The organism is Ruegeria sp. N7 (assembly GCF_056531345.1).
In genome coordinates, this window is record NZ_JBQFLR010000010.1 from 60,649 (window position 1) to 77,848 (window position 17,200).

A 17,200-nucleotide genomic window follows, 5' to 3' on the forward strand; every position below is an offset into this window, starting at 1 on the left:
CGCGGTGGCAGGCGTGACCTTGCCGCTTGGATGATTTTATTGACTGGCCAGTCAATAACCATTAGGGCCGATTCAAAATGACCAAATGCCCCGCCCGGACGGGGTCGAGCGAAAAGGACACGGTATGAAGTTTCAGCCCAAGGCCAGCCATTTCATCGACGGCACCTATGTCGAGGATACCGATGGCGCGGCCATTGACGTGATCTACCCCGCTACCGGCGAGGTGATTGCCCGTCTGCATTCGGCGACACCGGCGATTGTAGAAAAGGCTCTGAACAGCGCGAAAACCGCTCAGGCAGCTTGGGCCGCACTGACCGGAACAGAACGCGGCCGCATTCTGCGCCGCGCGGCCGACATTATGCGCGACCGCAACTACGACCTGTCGGTTCTGGAAACCCATGACACCGGCAAACCGATTCAGGAAACTACGGTGGCAGACGCCACATCGGGTGCGGACGCGCTGGAGTATTTCGGCGGGTTGGCCGCCTCTCTGACCGGCGAGCATATTCCGCTGGGCGGTGGCGATTTCGTCTACACCATCCGTCAGGCGCTGGGCGTTTGCGTCGGCATCGGGGCGTGGAACTATCCCACGCAGATTGCCTGCTGGAAAGGTGCCCCGGCGCTGGCCTGCGGCAACGCTATGGTTTTCAAGCCCTCGGAAACGACGCCCCTTTCGGCTTTGAAAGTGGCCGAGATTCTGGTTGAGGCCGGTGCGCCCAAGGGTGTCTACAACGTGATTCAGGGCTATGGCGAGGTAGGCGCCGCGCTGGTCACCGATCCGCGTGTGGCCAAGGTCTCGCTGACCGGATCGGTGCCGACAGGCCGCAAGGTTTATGCCGCGGCGGCTGACGGTATGAAGCACGTGACCATGGAACTGGGCGGCAAATCTCCGATGATCGTCTTTGACGATGCCGACATCGAAAACGCGGTGTCCGGCGCGATCCTTGGCAACTTCTATTCATCGGGCCAGGTCTGTTCCAACGGTACCCGCGTCTTTGTGCAAAAAGGGATCAAGGATGCCTTCCTGAAACGCCTGTCCGAACGTCTGGCCAACGCCAAAATCGGCGATCCGATGGACGAGGACGTCAGCTTTGGTCCGATGGTCAGCGAAAACCAGTTGAACATCGCGCTGAGCTACGTCGACAAAGCCAGGGCCGAGGGCGCAAGGCTGGTCTTTGGCGGCAACCGGATCGAAGGCGGCGGTTTCTACATGCAGCCAACCGTTTTTGCTGATGTGACCGATGACATGACCATCGCGCGCGAGGAAATCTTTGGCCCCGTCATGTCGGTGCTGGATTTCGACACGGAATCCGAGGTCATGGCCCGTGCCAATAACACCGAATTTGGTCTGGCCGCAGGCGTGTTCACCAATGACCTGACCCGCGCGCACCGTGTTGTGGCCGGGTTCGAGGCGGGAACCTGTTATATCAACACCTATAACCTTGCCCCGGTCGAAGCCCCGTTTGGGGGATCGAAGATGTCGGGTGTCGGACGTGAGAACTCGAAGCTGGCGATCAACCATTTTTCGGAAATGAAAACAGTCTACGTTTCCATGAATGACGTCGAAGCCCCTTACTAGGGTCTTTTCTTCGTTCGTTTTCCTCTGTTCCCGACATTTGGCGTCGGGAACAGAGTACAAGCCCGCCCTTACCTGTGGCTGACTTTCCTGTACCGGCCCCGCCCGACAGGAGAGCTCTCATGACGCATAACCCGCAGACAAATACATTTTCCAGGGTTGCCGATTTCACGCTGACCCGCGCGGCCTCGGACATGCCTGAAAGCGCACTAGAGGCTGCGGCGCTGATGATGCTCGACACGATGGGGATCCTGATCGCATCCGGCCCGATGCAGGCAGGCGTGATCGCGCGGGACACGGCGGCATTGCTTTATGCCAGTACCGATCCTGCATATGGCGCACGGATGTTGTTCGATGGCCGCACCGTCAGCATGGCGGGTGCTGCCTATGCTGCCGCCACGCAAACCGACAATCTGGACGGTCACGACGGATATAACCCCACCAAGGGCCATATCGGGGTGGTCGTGTTGCCAGCGCTGGCCGCACTGGCCGAACATTGCCCGAATCTGACCGGACCCGAGGCTTTGGCGGCGGTCGTTGCCGGGTACGAGGTGGCCGGGCGCGCGGGCCTGTCGCTGCACGCAAGTGTCAGCGATTACCACACATCCGGTGCCTGGAACGCGCTTGGCGTGGTTGCGATGGCGGCGCGCCTGCGCGGATTTTCTGTCGACCAGATGCGGCAGGCGATGGGAATTGCCGAATATCACGGTCCACGCAGCCAGATGATGCGCGAGATTGCCAACCCCACAATGCTGCATGACGGGTCGGGTTGGGGCGCGATGGTGGGGCTGTCCGCCGCTGTTCTGGCCGAACGCGGCTTTACCGGTGCGCCCGCCATCACCATCGAGGCGGAAGAGGTCACACCCTACTGGAATGATCTGGGCACCTTTTGGCAGGTCGAACATCAATACGTGAAACCCTATCCGATCTGTCGCTGGGCCCATGCCGCGATTGATGGCGTGCGCGCTGTCATGATCGCGCATGACCTGACCAGCGCGCAGATCGAAGCGTTGCATATCAACAGCTTTCATCAGGCGGCCTGCCTTTTTGCGGGGCTGCCCGAAACAACCTCGCAAGCGCAGTACTCGCTGCCATTTGCCGTGGCAGTTCAGGCCGTTTACGGGCGCATCGGCGTTGAACATATCTCAGGGGCTGGCCTGTCTGATCCTGCGGTTGCCAATCTGATGTCCCGCATCACGGTCGCGGAAAGCGAACACCACAGCGTCCGGTTTCCCGAAGGGCGCTGGGCAGACGTCACGATCACGGCAACGGATGGCCGTGTTCTGAAATCCGGTGATATTCATGCCCGCGGCGGCCCCGAGGCCCCCATGTCACGGGACGATGTCATCGCCAAGTATACGCAGTTTGCGGCCCCCGTGCTTGGACAAGATCGTGCCGACCGCATCCGTCAAGTGATACTTAGTTGGCCGGACAAAAGCGCGCGGTATGCAGACCTGACACCGCTGATTTTTGATCCACCAGAACCGTGAACCGCGCCCCGTCCCGCCTGCAACGATCCGGGCAACTGGACCGGTTGGCTGGGAAACCTCACTCCACCCTGACCGTGTTCAGCATTTCGACGATCCTCTGCCGCGTTGCCAGACTGTCCTCCAGCAGGCTTCCCGCATCCGCCAACGGCTTGCCTGACACGCGAACCGGCGGGGCCAAAAGGGCCTCGGAGGTTTGGTTGAGGCTTGCGTACTTTCCGTCAGAGGGCCCAATCCTTTCCTCCGGTAACCCGGCCAGCCATAGGTATCGGTTTGCTTCTTCCTGTTGCCCGCGGTTCTGCATGAGTTCGGCCACCGCCGCATAGTCCTGCACCTTGTCCAACGCCTGCGCCTGCAGGACGAGCGCCTCGTCCGAGGTATCATTGGCCAGCTCAAGCATGGCCTGTTGCGGGCGGTCCGACAACAACGCCGCACGGGCGCGCAGACGGGCACGCTCTGACCGCCGGGCCTGATCTTCAGGCCTGTTTGCCAGCGCAACGGCCTGATCGGCAAAGCCAAGCACGGCCAGGCGTTCGGCCAGTGCAATCGCGGTATCCGTGGATAGCACCGCCGCCCGGCCCGACTGCTGCACCAATGTGACCTGGCGCAAAAAGGTAAGGTCGTCTGATCGCTCTGCCAGCAATTGCAGGTGACGGTTGAAAGCGCTGTTGCTGTCCGAACCGTCTGGCAAAGACTGGATCACATCGAATGCGCTGTCGAAATCCTGGCTCAGACCCAGGGCAATCGCATGGGTGCGGTTCATCATCGGGCCCAGTTCAGATCGCCGGAACTCGATCGCGTAAGACGCGGCCAGTTCAAGTTCCCTTGAAGACACAGTCTTGCGGTCGGACCACCGCTTTTCCACCAGCCGCGCCAAAGCCAAAGGCGCTTCGCTCTTGGCCACGGCCGAGGTCGTGACCTCGGTCAACAGCGCCTCTTCAAGGGCGCTGTCGCCTTCGGCTTCGGCGACGCCAGCACGGGCCAGCGTGGCGTTCGGGGACGGGTTCTGCTCAATCCGGTCGACCGAACGCATGATCCTTCGCGCGGCCTCCAGTTCCTGCGCGTCTGTCAGGATATCCGAAAGCCGCGTGCCAAGGTGGCGGCGAAGATGCTCTGGCAGCTTTGCAAAGCTGTGTTCGATGGCTTCAAGATGTGCATCAGGTGCCAACTTTCCCTCAGATAGCACGGCCCAAAGTGCGATGTCGCTGTTGCACCGTTGCTGGCCCCTGAATGGATTTGAAACCTGTGCTGGCCGCTCATCCACCAGCCGTGCAATCCCTTTAACACGGTCAATCTCATCCGATGGGGGGGTCAATAACTGCAAAACCTTCAGCGCCTCGGCCCCAAAGCCGTTATAGGCATAGAGCTTTGCCAATTTCAGCGCGCTTTCCGCGTCAAGACGGTCGAACTCTTTGTACAGGGCGGTGCGCAGGACGGACACCTGCTCTGGAAACGGGCGCGTCCCGGACCATGTCGTGAAGCCCAGTTCAGCCGTTGAGATACAAACCGGGTTGTTATCGATCTGCTGCAAACCAGAGTTCAGAATTTCCTGCAGATCATCCAGAACCGAGGTCACGCGTATGTTCGACGTCAATCCGGGTAACGGTGTCACGGCCTCGGACGAGGCAGAACGGCGCGGTCCGACAGGTGCCAGATTCAGGTCCAGCAGCTCACGGTCCGCCCCTTGCACCAGACGGGTCGACAACTGATCCCTGATCCCGTGCGTCTTCCCGGTCAGAAGCGGCAGGTCCAGCTGGGAAAGAAGCTTGTGTTCCGCGGGAGAAGCTTTCGGCGCTGCCGGTTTTTTTCGAGTCGGCGGAGGGATTTCCGCAAGCAAGGGGGGCAGGGCTATTGCTGGCGCAATGTCCAGAACGATCATCGAGTTTCGAAACAGGAACGCCGACGCCGTGCAGTCGCACCCGAATTCCAGCTCAAGCGCGCCACCGGGTTGCGCTTGCGACAGCGCGGCCAGCCGATCTGATGTCAACCGCCCGAACACCGAACCCGTCCGAAATGTGACACCCTTCAGGTCAATTGCCAGCTTGGCGCCGTTCTTGCGTTGGCTCAGAACCCAGCCCGTATCCGGTGGAACGGTGAAAACCAGCCGGGTGTAGCCGTCATGTTCACCGGACCGCACAGTCACCTCTTCAGAGGTTGCGGCCGTTGCAAGTGTGATCAATGCTGCAACCAGTATCGCGGTTTGCCTCATGCCGCGGCCCGTTTGAGCTCTTTCAACGCATCCTCAAGCTCAGAGAAATCAGGGCGGTTATGCGTTGGTGTGTTCTGGCGTCCGACCTCAATGCACATAGCAGCATTGTGGTTGTGCAAGTTTGCAACCAAAACTTCCTTGATCAACTGATAGAAGTGGTTGTCTTCCTCGACAACGGATTTCAGCTTGGCCGCAAAGGGACCAACCAGACCGTAGGCCAGAAAGACACCCAGAAACGTACCCACAAGGGCGCCGCCGATCAGTTTTCCCAGAACTTCCGGTGGCTGATCAATGGACCCCATTGTCTTGATTACCCCCAGAACGGCGGCGACAATTCCAAGCGCGGGCAGGCCGTCGGCCACGGTTTGCAAGGCGTGGCTCGAATGCAGGGCATGGTGGAAATTCGCTTCCATCCGTTTCTCAAGAACCTCTTCGACCTGATGCGGATCGTCGTAATTCATCGCCGCGGACCGCATCGTGTCGCAAATCAGATCAACCGCTTCCTTGTCGGCCTGAATTCTGGGGTAGGACGAAAACAGGTCCGAGCTGCCGGGGTCTTCGATATGCTGTTCCACCTCTACCGGATTGGCGCGGGCAATGCGGATGAGGGAAAACAGCAGGCACAACAGGTCGCGGTAATCCTCGGGCTTCCATTTCGGGCCTTTAAAGACCTTCCCCATGTCCTTGATCGTGTGTTTCACGCCGCCGATGTCGTTGCTGATCAAAAAGGCACCAACCGCGGCACCACCGATCATCATCATCTCAAACGGAAGCGACTTTAGAATGATGGTCATCTTGCCGCCAGCGGCCAGATAGCCGCCGAAGACCATCACGAAAATGACGACAATTCCAACTATTCCAATCATCTGAGATCTCCGGCTATGTGTGTTGCAACTGCGGGGAACACGGGCGACTATTCCTGAGGGGCCGAGGCGTTTCGGCCCGCCATGACAACGCTGATCGTATAGGCCGCTTCGGGGCTGAGCCCCGCCAGAACCCCGGCTGCCGCATCCGGTGACATGCGTGACAGAAACCCGGCGGCAAAGGTCGGGTCCATGGTTTCGAACAGCGCAGCCGCGTCTTTCGGCTTCATGTTCTGATAGACATCGGTCAGGCGCGTCAGGTCGTTTTCCGCCGCCCTGTCCGCCAGCGCCAGAGTGGTGCGCAACGACTCCTCGGCCTCCTCAAGCGCGGCCATGCGCATCTCGATAGCCTGACCCGCGATTTCCAGAGCGTTTTCCCGCTCGCGCAGCATGTCTTCCTTTTGTTTGACACGCTCTTCCCGGCGCAAAAGCTCTGTCAGCAAAACCTGCATGTCACGGGTGTCGGACGGGACGGGTTCATCGTGTTCCGCCTCAGGTTTGGCTGGTTTGGCAAAGGCGGGTCCGGCTTCCAGTCCGATGCGGATAGCGGCCGAGCCGATCATCAGCAATGAGATCACGGCAAGCACCCCTCCGCGGGGCCGCGCGTTGGGAGTGTTGATCCGCGGGCGGCTCATGCCTGCGCCTCGCCTTGCTTGCGGTCATGCCGGAAGAACATCAGCCCCTCAGGTGCGCGTGCCTGTTCTTGGGGCGCAGCGGCTTCGCTGGCCTGCGGCTCGGGTTTGCCTTCGTGCTTCACGCTCTCCGGAACTTCGGTGATGGTACTTGTCTCTGAAACCTCTGCCTCGGGTTGGGGATCAGCGTCTTTTTCGGGCACGACGTCGTGCATTGACGCCATCATGAGTTCCAGCCGCTGTGCCACCGTTTCGGCGCGCCCCGTCAGCGCCTTAAGCTGGTCGCCTGACTGATCAGAGGCGTTGCGCGCATCATCCAGTGATTTCCGCAACTCTTCCGCCTGGGTCGACAGCACCGCCACCGCGCCGCCGACGCCTTTTTCAAGATCGGCAAAACGCTTGAGACGGCGCGACAGCACAAAACAATACAGACCCGCACCCATGGCGCCGGCGACCAGCAAAATATCCGCAATCAGCTCCAATTTCGCCTCCTAGTTCAGAACAAATTCCATCACCAGCACGTCGCGCACGCGACCTTCGCCAACGACAATCTCGATGCGGCGTAGCAGGTGGCCCCGGATGCGCATCAACGCCAGTGAATCCTCAAGATCCATTAATTCGACGGCCCGCAGATACCCGTTCAGGACATCCATGATTCGCGGTCGCATTTTTTCCACGTCAGTCATGTACGGGGCGTTAACCTCAAGCTGTGCGTGAAACTTCAGATGCCGCGCGCCGCCGGAATTCACCGAAACGATCACCGGCGGCAAATCGAGAAAGGCAACATCCGCCAATGCCTTGGCCGGTTCTTCCTTTTCCAAGTCATGGCTTTCCGCCTTCTCGGCCTTGTTCCCCAGCGGCAGCAGCCCGGACGAGGTCAGGAAATACCCACCGGCGGCACCGGCGATGGCCAGAATCACCCCGACGATCATTCCTTTTTTCCCCTTCTTTTCCGGGGCTTCCGCCTGTTCAGCCGTTGCGTCGGTCATGACGTCCTCATTCCTGTGATCTGTCCTGTCATAACCTCGCAGGGACTAACCGATTGTTAAGGGCAATCGTCCAAACAGAGGATGCGCCGGGCAGAATGTCGGCGAGTCGGAGGTGAGCGTGCAGCAGATCGGAACTGTCTGGGCAAGTTTGGACAGGCGTAAACAAATCGTCGTTGCCGGTGCGGTTGTACTGGTGTTTCTCGGGATCCTCGGAATGTCGCGCCTTGCGACAGCGCCTTCGATGACCCTGCTTTACGCGGGTCTGGAAAGCGGGGCCGCCGGGGATATCGTGCGTGCGCTGGATCAGCGTGTCGTGGCCTACGAGATTCGGGGCGGATCAATTTACGTTTCGGGCGCACAGCGGGACGAGCTGCGGATGACTTTGGCCAGCGAAGGTCTGCCTGCCAACGGCACCAAGGGCTACGAACTGCTTGATTCTCTGAACGGTTTCGGCACCACTTCCCAGATGTTTGATGCCGCCTACTGGCGCGCGAAAGAGGGTGAACTGGCGCGTACAATCGTGGGCAGCCCGCATGTCAGCCAGGCCCGCGTTCATATCGCCAATGGCTCTGCCAATCCGTTTCAGCGCAGCGTCGCACCGACGGCTTCGGTCTATCTGGTGCCCTCGGGGGGCGAGATCACCGGCGATCAGGCCAAGGCTATCCGGTTTCTTGTCGCCTCGGCCGTTAGTGGTCTGTCGCCTGAAAGCGTGACTGTGATCGATTCGAACGGGTCCGTGATTGGCGGGCAGGACACCGCCGTGGCCGCCGATACGGCAGATGACAAAGCCCGGCAGTTGCGGGAACGGGTTCTGCGTCTGGTCGAAGCACGCGTTGGTACGGGGAATGCCGTTGTCGAGGTCAGCGTCGATACCGAAACCAGGACGGAATCCCTGCGTGAGCGGCGCTTTGACCCCAAGGGCAGGGTGGCGATCAGTACAGATGTCGAGGAACGCTCCGACAGCGCGCGCAACCAGTCAGCCGATGTCACCGTGGCCTCAAACCTGCCCGACGGCGATGGCGCGGGGGGGGACGAATCGAATTCGACCGCGACCCAGACACGTGAGAGGGTGAATTACGAGGTTTCCGAAACCGAGCTGGAGGTGCACACCGCCCCCGGTGCGATCAAACGCCTGACGGTTGCCGTTCTGGTCAACGGAACGCGGGCGGTGGATGCCTCGGGCGCTGAATCCTTCACGCCGCTGCCGCAAACAGAACTCGACGCACTTGAGGAACTGGTGGCCTCGGCTGTGGGATTTGACGCCGCGCGCGGGGACGTCATCACGCTGAAATCATTGGATTTACCAGTGGTCACGCCGCAAGGCACGCTGGTTTCCTCTTCGCTTTGGCAAAACATCCATCTGGACGCCATGTCACTGATTCAGATGGCAGCGCTGGCGCTGGTGTCACTGGTGCTGGCGTTGTTCGTGATCCGTCCAATCCTGATGAAACCCGCGATGGTCCCGGCGCTGTTGCCGGCCGCGGAGGGAGGGGCACCGGCCCCGTCGGTCCTGACCGGTGAAATCGCGGCGGACGGAACGGCAGAGTTCACGCCGCTGCCCCAACAAGGGGCCGTTCCCGTGCTTGGGGTCAGTGCCATCGGGGATCCGGTTGATCGGTTGCGCGCAATGATCGGCGACAAGCAGGAAGAAACGGTCGAGATCCTGCGCAGCTGGCTTGAAGAAGGTGAGGAGCGCGTGTGATGTCCATCGCTCATCTGCTTGAGGATTTCACCACTCGGACCAGCGCCGAAGCCGTTCTTTACCTGGACGAGGAAACGCTGGAGGAACAACGCCTTGCCGCGTTCGAAAACGGGTACGGCGCCGGTTGGGAAGACGCCGCGCAGGCGCAGGAACAGAACCGCGACCGCGTTTCGGCCGAACTGGCGGGATCGCTCGAGGATATGTCCTTCACCTATCACGAGGCGCTTACCCGGATGACATTGTCTCTGGAACCGATGTTCGAAAGCCTGGTTCAGACCGTATTGCCTGACATGGTCGAACGCGGGTTGGCCGCCCGGATCGTCGAACAGCTTTGCGAAATGGCGCGCACGGAAATCGAACAACCGATGCAGATCATGGTGCCGGAAGGGTGCGCGCAAGCGGTGCAATCCCTGCTGCCGCAGACCCTGCACTCCGCACCGCGCGTCATCGAAGACCCTGGCCTGGCCCCCGGACAGGCGCGATTGCAGGTCGGCACAAGCCGGCGCGAGATTGATTGCGCGACCCTGCTGTCCACCATTGCACAGGCATTTGACGCATACGTCTTTGAGGCAAGAAAGGCTTTGTCCAATGAATGACACCCAGTTCCCGAAAACCGAAAAACCCAATCCCTTCGAAACTGTTCCGATTGAAGTGACCGTTTCGGTAGGTCGCGCCCGCCCGTTGATCCGGGATTTGCTGAACATGGGTGAAAACGCGGTTCTGACTCTGGACAAGCGGATCGAAGACCCGGTCGACCTGTATGTCGGGGATCAGCTGGTGGCGCGCGGGGTGCTTGAGGAGATGGAGGGCGATCAGGCGGGGCAGCTGGCCGTGCGCCTGACCGAGATTGCGGATCTGCAAAACGGAATCGGCTGATGCGCTATGTGATCTGGCTGGGTCTGGCTGTAGTGGTGTCCCTGCCGTCGATGGCGGCGGCTCAGGATGTGACCCTGTCGCTGGGCGAAGGCGGTTCGATCTCGGCCCGCACCATCCAGCTGATCCTGTTGATCACGGTGCTCAGCGTTGCTCCGGGTCTGGCGATCATGATCACCTGTTTCCCGTTTCTGATCACCGTGCTGTCGATCCTGCGGCAGGGTGTTGGCCTTCAGCAATCACCGCCGAATATGCTTTTGGTCAGTCTTGCGCTGTTTCTGACTTATTTCATCATGGACCCTGTGTTCACCGAGGCCTGGACCGCGGGAATACGCCCGATGATGGAAGAAACCATGGCGGTCGAGCCCGCGCTGGAACGCGCGTTAGAGCCGTTTCGCACCTTCATGGCGAACCGGCTGGATTCAGATACGTTTTATGCAATGGCGGCCCTGCGCCCCGGCGGTGACGCGATCGAGCTGTCAGCTCAGGCCCCGTTATCGGTGTTGATGCCCTCTTTCATGCTGTCCGAGATCGCGCGCGCCTTTCAGATCGGGTTCCTGATCTTCCTGCCCTTTCTGATCATTGATCTTGTGGTTGCAGCGGTATTGATGTCGATGGGCATGATGATGGTGCCACCTGCCATCGTGTCTTTGCCGTTCAAGCTGGCGTTTTTCGTAATCGCTGACGGGTGGGCTTTGATCGCAGGCGCGTTGGTTCGCAGCTACATGCCGTAAATCTGTCAGGCACGCGCATCACGAGAAAGGGTCAGGCAGACCCGACCCTCTTGAACTTCCAAAAACACGAGCTGTCCGGCACACTTTTGTGCCGGAAACGGCTTAACCCGTCTTTTTCAGGTCCGAGATCAGTTGATTCAGATTGCCTTTGCGGGCGTCCAGCATCGCGCCGATTTCGGTTCGCTCGGTCAGCAACAGATTCACGCCTTCGATGAACATGTTGTAGAACTTGTCCCGACCTGATTTGTCGGAAACAAGGAACGTTACGTCGAACGGGGCTGATCCGCGCAGCTTGACCAACGTGCGAACCTCGTACCCGGCTTTGATCTTGCGGGCATTGCGAACATCGACCTCACCGCCGATAAATTCACGAAAACGGCGACCGTATTTACGCGAGATATAGCCCTGAAATGCAGCGGTGAACTGTTTCAGCTGGGTCGGGCTGGCTGTGCGGGCGTCCGCACCCAACGCATAGCGCGCCATGATCGGCACATCAGCATATTGAACAAAGATCTTTTCGAAATCGCGCAGCATCGCTTTTTCGGATTTACCCGACTCGATCACCCGGTTGATGTCGGAAACCACGTTGGTCACAAGCGCCTTGGCGGCGGCCTCGGTCTGGGCAAAGGCAGGTACGGGCAGCACTGCCAGCGCAAGCCCGGCTGCGATAAAATGGCGACGGTTCAACGCGTTATTCAGCATAGGGGTCCTCATAGGGGTCAAGATAGGGGTCCCTGACCGGGTCCGTCCCGGTTTCGGCATAGGGGTCAGAATACAAGTCCAGATAGGCGTCTTCGTCATCTCTTGCCAGTTCGAAGCGGCGGTTTTGCAGATAGATCAGGCGAGCCTGCGCATAGCTGTCGGCACTTTCGTAAAGAATGGAATCGACAGTATCCGAGAACCGACCCCGATCCCCCATGCGCCGCACAATTTCGGCGTAGACGCCAAGATTGTCGGCGGGGCGGGTCGGGCTGAAATTGATCGGATTCGAGAACAGGTTGACCACAACCCCGATCGCATCCCTTTGGGTCGACGGGCCATAGAACGGTAGCTCGACATAAGCGCCTTCGCCAACCCCCCAGACATGCAAGGTCTCACCGAAATCAGTGTCAACGGGTGGCAGGTTCAGCTCATCAGCGGGCGAGGACAAGCCAAAGCCGCCGACGGTCATGTTGATCACAAAGCGCAGCAGAGCATTGCCCATCTGTTTTGGATTGCCCTGAAGCAGGTAGTCAACTGCCTGACCGGGCAGCGAGATGTTTTCGGCAAAAGTGCTGAAACTGGTGACCATCGGGTCAGGAACGATTTTGACATACCCTTTCGAGGCCGGACGGAACAGGAACCGGTCAACACCCAGATTGAACTTGTGAATTCCCCGGTTCGCATTTTCGTACGGATCAAACACGTCGCTGCGCAAGGCACCCTCTGGCGGCGTTGTTGCGCAAGCGGACACAAGGGCCATGACCGACAGTAAAACAAGGTGTTTCAGGCGAAATCTGCTCGACACGATCTTTGTTTCTCCTAAATGGCCCGGCACATGCGCCCGCCGGACATTCAATCAATAATCCACCAAAATCCACGTGCCGGGGTGGCACAAGTTGCAGTCACATAGTCGTTTCAGGTCTTAAATGAAACACCTTGCGTGTAACCTGTTCATCACGGTGGGGTAAAGTGACCGTCGATCAACAGTGAGTTTTCAGTAAAGATACGCTCAGATCGCAGGAAGGCCGAAATTTGCCGGTTTCCGTCTTTCCCAATCCGTGCTTCCCGGTTAGCGTCCCGCTGAGTTGAAATTAGGGAAGGACCCTCGCAATGAGCATCGCTGCAAAACTGGAAAGCCTCGGTGTAACGCTGGAAGACGCGCCCGCGCCTGCGGCCAACTATGTGCCTTTTGTGCGTGTCGGCAACATCCTTTATGTATCTGGCCAGATCTCGAAGACTGATAAGCTGATCACCGGAAAACTGGGCGATGACTTGGATGTCGAAGCCGGGGCTGCGGCGGCGCGTGTCTGCGCGATCAACCTGCTGGCACAGGTCAAGGCGGCTTGCGGCGGCGATATCGAAAAGCTGGTCCGCGTGATCAAGCTGACCGGATTCGTGAACTCGACCGCTGAATTCACGGCACAGCCGCAGGTGATCAACGGCGCGTCCGATTTTCTGGTCGAGGTGCTGGGCGATGCCGGTCGCCATTCGCGTTCCGCCGTCAGCGCGGCGTCGCTTCCGCTGGGTGTCGCGGTCGAGATCGAAGGCATTTTCGAAATCGAATGACGCCGCCCCTACCAGATGTGTTTTTGCAGGCCCCGATTGCGCATCGGGCGCTGCACGACATTACCAAGAACCGCCCGGAAAACAGCCGGGCGGCCATTCGTGCCGCGATTGAAGCTGGCTACGGGATCGAGATCGATCTTCAACTGACATCGGACGACCAGGCAATGGTCTTTCACGATTATGACATGACCCGTCTGACCGGGCAGTCGGGCCCCATTCAGCAGGTCACGGCACTGGCCGCCTCTGGCACGCCGCTTCTGCATGGGGATGACGGCATTCCGACACTGGATGATGTGCTGGAAATTGTCGCGGGCCGGGTGCCGTTGCTGATCGAATTAAAGGATCAGGACGGGGCGATGGGCACGAAGGTGGGCGCGCTTGAACGCGACACCGTACGCGCGTTGCAGGGCTACAAAGGCCCGGTGGCCCTGATGTCCTTCAATCCCAACTCGGTCGCTGAACTGGCGCGGCTGGCCCCGCATCTGCCGCGCGGGATCACGACCTGCGCGTATGAGCCCAGTGTCGAGCTTTTGCCGCAAAGCGTCTGCGATCACTTGCGCGATATCCCGGATTTCGACCGTGTCGGCGCCAGTTTCATCAGCCACGAAGCCGCAGACCTGTCGCGCCCCCGCGTGGCGGAACTCAAGGCGCGGGGCGTGCCGATCCTGTGTTGGACAATCCGGTCGCCCGAACAGGAGGCAGAAGCCCGCAAGGTTGCCGACAATGTGACCTTCGAAGGCTTTTTGGCTGCGCATTCGACTTGAACCCCCTCCGTGCGGTCACAGATAAAAGACAGGCGCGGAGGACATATGGATCAGGCACAGATCGAGGTTCAGGTACTGGGCGCTCTGTCGCAGATTGCAGCGGCAGAGTGGGATGCCTGCGCCTGCCCCGAAGCTGCCGATGGCGGGCGGCCGCTTGATGCCTTTACCACACATCGCTTTTTGCTGGCGCTGGAAGACAGCGGCTCGGTAGGGCGTGGCACCGGCTGGCAGCCGCAATACCTGACGGCCTATCATGACGGGATGCTGATCGCGGCGGCCCCGATGTATGCCAAGTCGCACAGCCAGGGCGAATACATCTTCGATCACAGCTGGGCCCATGCCTATGAAAGCGCGGGCGGGCGGTATTACCCCAAACTGCAAATCGCGGTGCCGTTCACCCCGGCAACCGGGCGGCGGTTTCTGGTGCGTCCGGGCTATGAACGGATCGGTATGTCGGCGCTGGTTCAGGGGGCGGTGCAGCTTGCAGCTGACAACCGGGTCTCGTCCCTTCACGCGACCTTCTGTACCGAAGACGAAGCCCTTGCTGGCGAACAGATGGGCCTGATGCTGCGCCGATCGCAGCAGTTTCACTGGCTGAACGATAACTATGCGGATTTCGACGACTTCCTGAGCGCGCTGTCGTCGCGCAAGCGCAAAACTATCCGGAAAGAACGCGCGCAGGCCTGTGGTTTTGGCGGTGAGATCCGCACTCTGACCGGTGACCAGCTGCGCCCCGAACACTGGGACGCGTTCTGGCGGTTCTACCAGGACACCGGATCGCGCAAATGGGGCTCACCCTACCTGACGCGGAAGTTCTTTGATATTGCACAGGACACAATGGCAGATGACATGGCCCTTGTGATGGCAGAACGGAATGGCTTTCCCATTGCGGGTGCGTTGAACTTTATCGGCCGGGAAACCCTTTTTGGGCGCTATTGGGGCTGCATCGAACATCATCCCTGCCTGCATTTCGAACTGTGCTATTATAGGGCAATCGACTTTGCCATTGCTCACGGTCTGGCCCGGGTCGAGGCAGGCGCACAGGGCGAACATAAGCTGGCGCGAGGGTACCTGCCAACACGCACGCATAGCTTGCATTGGGTCGGCGATCCGGGTTTTGCTGATGCGGTCAAGAAATATCTGGACGCCGAAGGCCACGCAGTGGAAGAAGAGATCGAGATTCTGACGGATTACGGCCCGTTCAGGAAATCGAACCCGGAGGAACAGCAATGACCGAACTCTTGTCGACCGAAACCCGTGGCCCGCTGCTGGATCCGCTGTTCAAAAACGGTTGGACCATGGTTGAAGGCCGCGATGCGATCACCAAGACTTTCATTTTCGACAATTTTGTCCATGCCTTCGGCTGGATGACACAGGTGGCAATCTGGGCCGAGAAGTGGAACCATCACCCCGAATGGTTCAATGTCTACCGCACGGTCGAGGTTGTCTTGTCGACCCATGATGTGGGCGGCCTGTCCTCGCTGGATGCCAAACTGGCCCGCAAGATGGACAGTCTGTGCTAGCGGTCGTTGCGGCCTGACCCTTCACCGCCAGCCAGCGATGCGGCAGTGCCCATCTGCCGGAACTCGGCAGGCGTGACAGTGCCGTCGCTGACGTCAATCGCCCTTGGAATACCCGTGGTCTTGTTTCCGATCTGGCGCACACTGCGCGCGGCCGGGTTGATATCCAGACACTTGGTTTCATAGCAGGTCAGGCCAGACAGGTTGATCTGAATGCGGGCCTGTCCGTCCGGGCCTGTCACCAACGGGGCCTGCGGCACGTCACAGGCCGCAACCAGCGCCAGCGCTGTCAAACCGAGCCATTTGTTCATCTCATGCTCCTGCCATTAATCAAGCTGACCATTCCCGTCCTGATCGGCAGACAGGAAATCCTCACCCATCTGGGTGTCAAATTCAGGTCTTGAGATTACGTTGTCGCCGTTTCGGTCAGCGTTGCGGAACAGTTTGATGTCCATGAACGGTTTGGCCTCGGCCTGACCCAGAGTGCCGTTCCTGTCTTCGTCCATCGTTTGAAAGGCGTAATCCGAGAAAGCATCGAACTCGTCTTTGGACAGGAACCCGTCATTGTTGGCGTCGATGGCCCTCAACTCGTTTTCGTGCAGCTCAGCCACGCTTTCGGCGTGACCCGAACCGGCCAAAGCCACCATGAATATCACCAGGCTTAACTGTTTCATATCGACCTCCTCAGCACGCGAATCTCTGACCTTCGATGCCGCCGGCGGCAGCGCCCGCCGCGGTCAGGATCGTCTTGCCCGATCCGCCACCAAACTGGTTGCCGATGGCGCCCCCGATCAGCGCCCCGCCCAACGTTCCGCCCAGACAGGCGATTTCGTGCTGGCGTGCGGCTTGCTGTTGCGGGGTTGGGGCCGGTCCGCAGGCCGCCAAAAGGGCCGCGCCGGACAGTAATAGGAAGAACGCGTTAAGTTTCATGAAAAAACTCCCCGTATGAATACGCCAAGTATTCGCGCTCTGGGGCGGTGCTTCAAGTTAAATTGGCGGCGAAAGGCCCCGGTCGGACCGGGGCCGATCAAAATCAGATCACATCCAGCAGGCCTTCTCCGGCGGAAATTTCGCAGGCGCCGGGGTTTTCTTCCATATTCAGCACCGTGACTTTGCCATCCTCGACCAGCATTGCATATCGCTTGGATCGCGCAAAAAGCCCCACGGGCGGCGCGTCGAAATCCATGCCGATGGCCTTGGTGAACTCTGCCGCCGCGTCCGATACCATGGTCAGCCCTGCCTCGGTCGCGCCCGTGGATTGCCCCCACGCCTGCATCACAAACGGATCATTGACCGAAAGGCACAGGATCTCGTCCACGCCCTTGGCGTCAAACTGTTTCTTTGTACGGATGAAACTGGGCACATGGGCGGTCGTGCAGGTGCCGGTATAGGCCCCCGGCACGGCAAAGATCACCACTTTGCGGCCTTTGGTCTTGTCTGAAATCCGCACCTCTTCCGGCCCGTTCGCACCCATCTGGATCAGCGTTGCTTCGGGCAGGGTATCTCCTGTTGAAATCATTATTCAGCTCCTGTCGTTTGGATTTGCAGAATTGGGCTTAGCCGCAATATAGGTGGTCTGAACA

The 17,200-nt window shown here is 59.5% G+C and carries 21 protein-coding genes; 10 read left to right on the forward strand and 11 right to left on the reverse strand.

Annotation, left to right across the window (positions count from 1 at the left end):
- Positions 1-124: 124 nt before the first annotated feature.
- Complete coding sequence (gene betB, locus ACR0ES_RS12575; protein ID WP_480870880.1) at positions 125-1,579, forward strand: betaine-aldehyde dehydrogenase; 1,455 nt, start codon at positions 125-127, stop codon at positions 1,577-1,579.
- A gap of 119 nt (positions 1,580-1,698) precedes the next feature.
- The gene (locus tag ACR0ES_RS12580; RefSeq protein ID WP_480870882.1) at positions 1,699-3,066 is read left to right on the forward strand and encodes an MmgE/PrpD family protein; all 1,368 of its coding nucleotides are present in this window, start codon (positions 1,699-1,701) and stop codon (positions 3,064-3,066) included.
- Positions 3,067-3,124: 58 nt separating this feature from the next.
- Here the strand turns inward: ACR0ES_RS12580 and ACR0ES_RS12585 are convergent, their stop codons facing one another.
- The 5 genes from ACR0ES_RS12585 to ACR0ES_RS12605 are packed head-to-tail and all read right to left on the reverse strand — an operon-like array spanning position 3,125 to position 7,756.
- Positions 3,125-5,272, reverse strand: a complete 2,148-nt coding sequence (locus ACR0ES_RS12585) for a hypothetical protein (RefSeq protein ID WP_480773084.1) — start codon at positions 5,270-5,272, stop codon at positions 3,125-3,127.
- Complete coding sequence (motA, locus tag ACR0ES_RS12590; protein ID WP_480484555.1) at positions 5,269-6,138, reverse strand: flagellar motor stator protein MotA; 870 nt, start codon at positions 6,136-6,138, stop codon at positions 5,269-5,271. The genes ACR0ES_RS12585 and motA overlap by 4 nt, the downstream gene beginning before the upstream one ends.
- 47 nt (positions 6,139-6,185) lie before the next feature.
- The gene (locus ACR0ES_RS12595; RefSeq protein WP_480484556.1) at positions 6,186-6,770 is read right to left on the reverse strand and encodes a MotE family protein; all 585 of its coding nucleotides are present in this window, start codon (positions 6,768-6,770) and stop codon (positions 6,186-6,188) included.
- Positions 6,767-7,249 (reverse strand): hypothetical protein, encoded by a 483-nt coding sequence (locus tag ACR0ES_RS12600; protein WP_480538299.1) that lies wholly within the window; start codon positions 7,247-7,249, stop codon positions 6,767-6,769. The genes ACR0ES_RS12595 and ACR0ES_RS12600 overlap by 4 nt, the downstream gene beginning before the upstream one ends.
- A 9-nt stretch (positions 7,250-7,258) precedes the next feature.
- A complete protein-coding gene (locus ACR0ES_RS12605) occupies positions 7,259-7,756 on the reverse strand; it encodes a flagellar basal body-associated FliL family protein (RefSeq protein WP_480870884.1) in 498 nt (165 codons plus the stop codon).
- A gap of 118 nt (positions 7,757-7,874) precedes the next feature.
- Here ACR0ES_RS12605 and fliF point away from each other — a divergent pair, with 118 nt between their 5' ends.
- The 4 genes from fliF to fliP are packed head-to-tail and all read left to right on the forward strand — an operon-like array spanning position 7,875 to position 11,065.
- On the forward strand, positions 7,875-9,458 hold the full coding sequence (fliF, locus tag ACR0ES_RS12610) for a flagellar basal-body MS-ring/collar protein FliF (RefSeq protein ID WP_480870885.1): 1,584 nt from the start codon (positions 7,875-7,877) through the stop codon (positions 9,456-9,458).
- Positions 9,458-10,054: a FliH/SctL family protein gene (locus ACR0ES_RS12615; protein WP_480518033.1), complete on the forward strand. Its 597-nt coding sequence runs from the start codon at positions 9,458-9,460 to the stop codon at positions 10,052-10,054. The genes fliF and ACR0ES_RS12615 overlap by 1 nt, the downstream gene beginning before the upstream one ends.
- A complete protein-coding gene (locus tag ACR0ES_RS12620; protein ID WP_267364617.1) occupies positions 10,047-10,334 on the forward strand; it encodes a FliM/FliN family flagellar motor C-terminal domain-containing protein in 288 nt (95 codons plus the stop codon). The genes ACR0ES_RS12615 and ACR0ES_RS12620 overlap by 8 nt, the downstream gene beginning before the upstream one ends.
- On the forward strand, positions 10,334-11,065 hold the full coding sequence (gene fliP, locus ACR0ES_RS12625; protein WP_480474301.1) for a flagellar type III secretion system pore protein FliP: 732 nt from the start codon (positions 10,334-10,336) through the stop codon (positions 11,063-11,065). Before ACR0ES_RS12620 ends, fliP begins: the two co-directional genes overlap by 1 nt.
- 102 nt (positions 11,066-11,167) lie before the next feature.
- Here fliP and ACR0ES_RS12630 read toward each other — a convergent pair whose 3' ends face one another.
- A complete protein-coding gene (locus tag ACR0ES_RS12630; protein ID WP_480554371.1) occupies positions 11,168-11,767 on the reverse strand; it encodes an MlaC/ttg2D family ABC transporter substrate-binding protein in 600 nt (199 codons plus the stop codon).
- Positions 11,757-12,527, reverse strand: a complete 771-nt coding sequence (locus ACR0ES_RS12635; protein WP_480476848.1) for an MlaA family lipoprotein — start codon at positions 12,525-12,527, stop codon at positions 11,757-11,759. The genes ACR0ES_RS12630 and ACR0ES_RS12635 overlap by 11 nt, the downstream gene beginning before the upstream one ends.
- A gap of 350 nt (positions 12,528-12,877) precedes the next feature.
- Here ACR0ES_RS12635 and ACR0ES_RS12640 point away from each other — a divergent pair, with 350 nt between their 5' ends.
- Genes ACR0ES_RS12640 through ACR0ES_RS12655 form a run of 4 tightly spaced genes read left to right on the forward strand, consistent with a single transcriptional unit; the run spans position 12,878 to position 15,620 of the window.
- Positions 12,878-13,333, forward strand: coding sequence for a RidA family protein (locus ACR0ES_RS12640; protein WP_480474299.1), 456 nt, complete (start codon positions 12,878-12,880; stop codon positions 13,331-13,333).
- A complete protein-coding gene (locus ACR0ES_RS12645; RefSeq protein ID WP_480773088.1) occupies positions 13,330-14,097 on the forward strand; it encodes a glycerophosphodiester phosphodiesterase family protein in 768 nt (255 codons plus the stop codon). Before ACR0ES_RS12640 ends, ACR0ES_RS12645 begins: the two co-directional genes overlap by 4 nt.
- A gap of 45 nt (positions 14,098-14,142) precedes the next feature.
- The gene (locus tag ACR0ES_RS12650) at positions 14,143-15,330 is read left to right on the forward strand and encodes a GNAT family N-acetyltransferase (RefSeq protein WP_480870887.1); all 1,188 of its coding nucleotides are present in this window, start codon (positions 14,143-14,145) and stop codon (positions 15,328-15,330) included.
- Positions 15,327-15,620 carry a 4a-hydroxytetrahydrobiopterin dehydratase gene (locus tag ACR0ES_RS12655; protein WP_209505128.1) on the forward strand — a complete coding sequence of 98 codons (294 nt, stop codon included), beginning with the start codon at positions 15,327-15,329 and terminating at the stop codon, positions 15,618-15,620. Before ACR0ES_RS12650 ends, ACR0ES_RS12655 begins: the two co-directional genes overlap by 4 nt.
- Here the strand turns inward: ACR0ES_RS12655 and ACR0ES_RS12660 are convergent.
- From ACR0ES_RS12660 to ACR0ES_RS12675, 4 genes are all read right to left on the reverse strand, one after another.
- The gene (locus ACR0ES_RS12660) at positions 15,617-15,928 is read right to left on the reverse strand and encodes a hypothetical protein (RefSeq protein WP_480538291.1); all 312 of its coding nucleotides are present in this window, start codon (positions 15,926-15,928) and stop codon (positions 15,617-15,619) included. The two genes, ACR0ES_RS12655 and ACR0ES_RS12660, sit on opposite strands and share 4 nt — an antisense overlap.
- Positions 15,929-15,943: 15 nt before the next feature.
- Positions 15,944-16,291: an EF-hand domain-containing protein gene (locus ACR0ES_RS12665; RefSeq protein ID WP_267364627.1), complete on the reverse strand. Its 348-nt coding sequence runs from the start codon at positions 16,289-16,291 to the stop codon at positions 15,944-15,946.
- A 10-nt stretch (positions 16,292-16,301) separates the two neighbouring features.
- Positions 16,302-16,547 carry a glycine zipper 2TM domain-containing protein gene (locus tag ACR0ES_RS12670; protein ID WP_480773090.1) on the reverse strand — a complete coding sequence of 82 codons (246 nt, stop codon included), beginning with the start codon at positions 16,545-16,547 and terminating at the stop codon, positions 16,302-16,304.
- Positions 16,548-16,650: 103 nt separating this feature from the next.
- Complete coding sequence (locus ACR0ES_RS12675; protein WP_209598443.1) at positions 16,651-17,136, reverse strand: peroxiredoxin; 486 nt, start codon at positions 17,134-17,136, stop codon at positions 16,651-16,653.
- Positions 17,137-17,200: the final 64 nt, after the last annotated feature.

Bases quoted from the DNA above. Each gene is read 5' to 3' on its own strand.
- betB (WP_480870880.1), top strand. From the start codon at position 125: ATGAAGTTTCAGCCCAAGGCCAGCCATTTCATCGACGGCACCTATGTC.
- ACR0ES_RS12580 (WP_480870882.1), top strand. From the start codon at position 1,699: ATGACGCATAACCCGCAGACAAATACATTTTCCAGGGTTGCCGATTTC.
- ACR0ES_RS12585 (WP_480773084.1), bottom strand. From the start codon at position 5,272: ATGAGGCAAACCGCGATACTGGTTGCAGCATTGATCACACTTGCAACG.
- motA (WP_480484555.1), bottom strand. From the start codon at position 6,138: ATGATTGGAATAGTTGGAATTGTCGTCATTTTCGTGATGGTCTTCGGC.
- ACR0ES_RS12595 (WP_480484556.1), bottom strand. From the start codon at position 6,770: ATGAGCCGCCCGCGGATCAACACTCCCAACGCGCGGCCCCGCGGAGGG.
- ACR0ES_RS12605 (WP_480870884.1), bottom strand. From the start codon at position 7,756: ATGACCGACGCAACGGCTGAACAGGCGGAAGCCCCGGAAAAGAAGGGG.
- ACR0ES_RS12615 (WP_480518033.1), top strand. From the start codon at position 9,458: ATGTCCATCGCTCATCTGCTTGAGGATTTCACCACTCGGACCAGCGCC.
- ACR0ES_RS12620 (WP_267364617.1), top strand. From the start codon at position 10,047: ATGAATGACACCCAGTTCCCGAAAACCGAAAAACCCAATCCCTTCGAA.
- fliP (WP_480474301.1), top strand. From the start codon at position 10,334: ATGCGCTATGTGATCTGGCTGGGTCTGGCTGTAGTGGTGTCCCTGCCG.
- ACR0ES_RS12630 (WP_480554371.1), bottom strand. From the start codon at position 11,767: ATGCTGAATAACGCGTTGAACCGTCGCCATTTTATCGCAGCCGGGCTT.
- ACR0ES_RS12635 (WP_480476848.1), bottom strand. From the start codon at position 12,527: ATGGCCCTTGTGTCCGCTTGCGCAACAACGCCGCCAGAGGGTGCCTTG.
- ACR0ES_RS12640 (WP_480474299.1), top strand. From the start codon at position 12,878: ATGAGCATCGCTGCAAAACTGGAAAGCCTCGGTGTAACGCTGGAAGAC.
- ACR0ES_RS12645 (WP_480773088.1), top strand. From the start codon at position 13,330: ATGACGCCGCCCCTACCAGATGTGTTTTTGCAGGCCCCGATTGCGCAT.
- ACR0ES_RS12650 (WP_480870887.1), top strand. From the start codon at position 14,143: ATGGATCAGGCACAGATCGAGGTTCAGGTACTGGGCGCTCTGTCGCAG.
- ACR0ES_RS12655 (WP_209505128.1), top strand. From the start codon at position 15,327: ATGACCGAACTCTTGTCGACCGAAACCCGTGGCCCGCTGCTGGATCCG.
- ACR0ES_RS12660 (WP_480538291.1), bottom strand. From the start codon at position 15,928: ATGAACAAATGGCTCGGTTTGACAGCGCTGGCGCTGGTTGCGGCCTGT.
- ACR0ES_RS12665 (WP_267364627.1), bottom strand. From the start codon at position 16,291: ATGAAACAGTTAAGCCTGGTGATATTCATGGTGGCTTTGGCCGGTTCG.
- ACR0ES_RS12670 (WP_480773090.1), bottom strand. From the start codon at position 16,547: ATGAAACTTAACGCGTTCTTCCTATTACTGTCCGGCGCGGCCCTTTTG.
- ACR0ES_RS12675 (WP_209598443.1), bottom strand. From the start codon at position 17,136: ATGATTTCAACAGGAGATACCCTGCCCGAAGCAACGCTGATCCAGATG.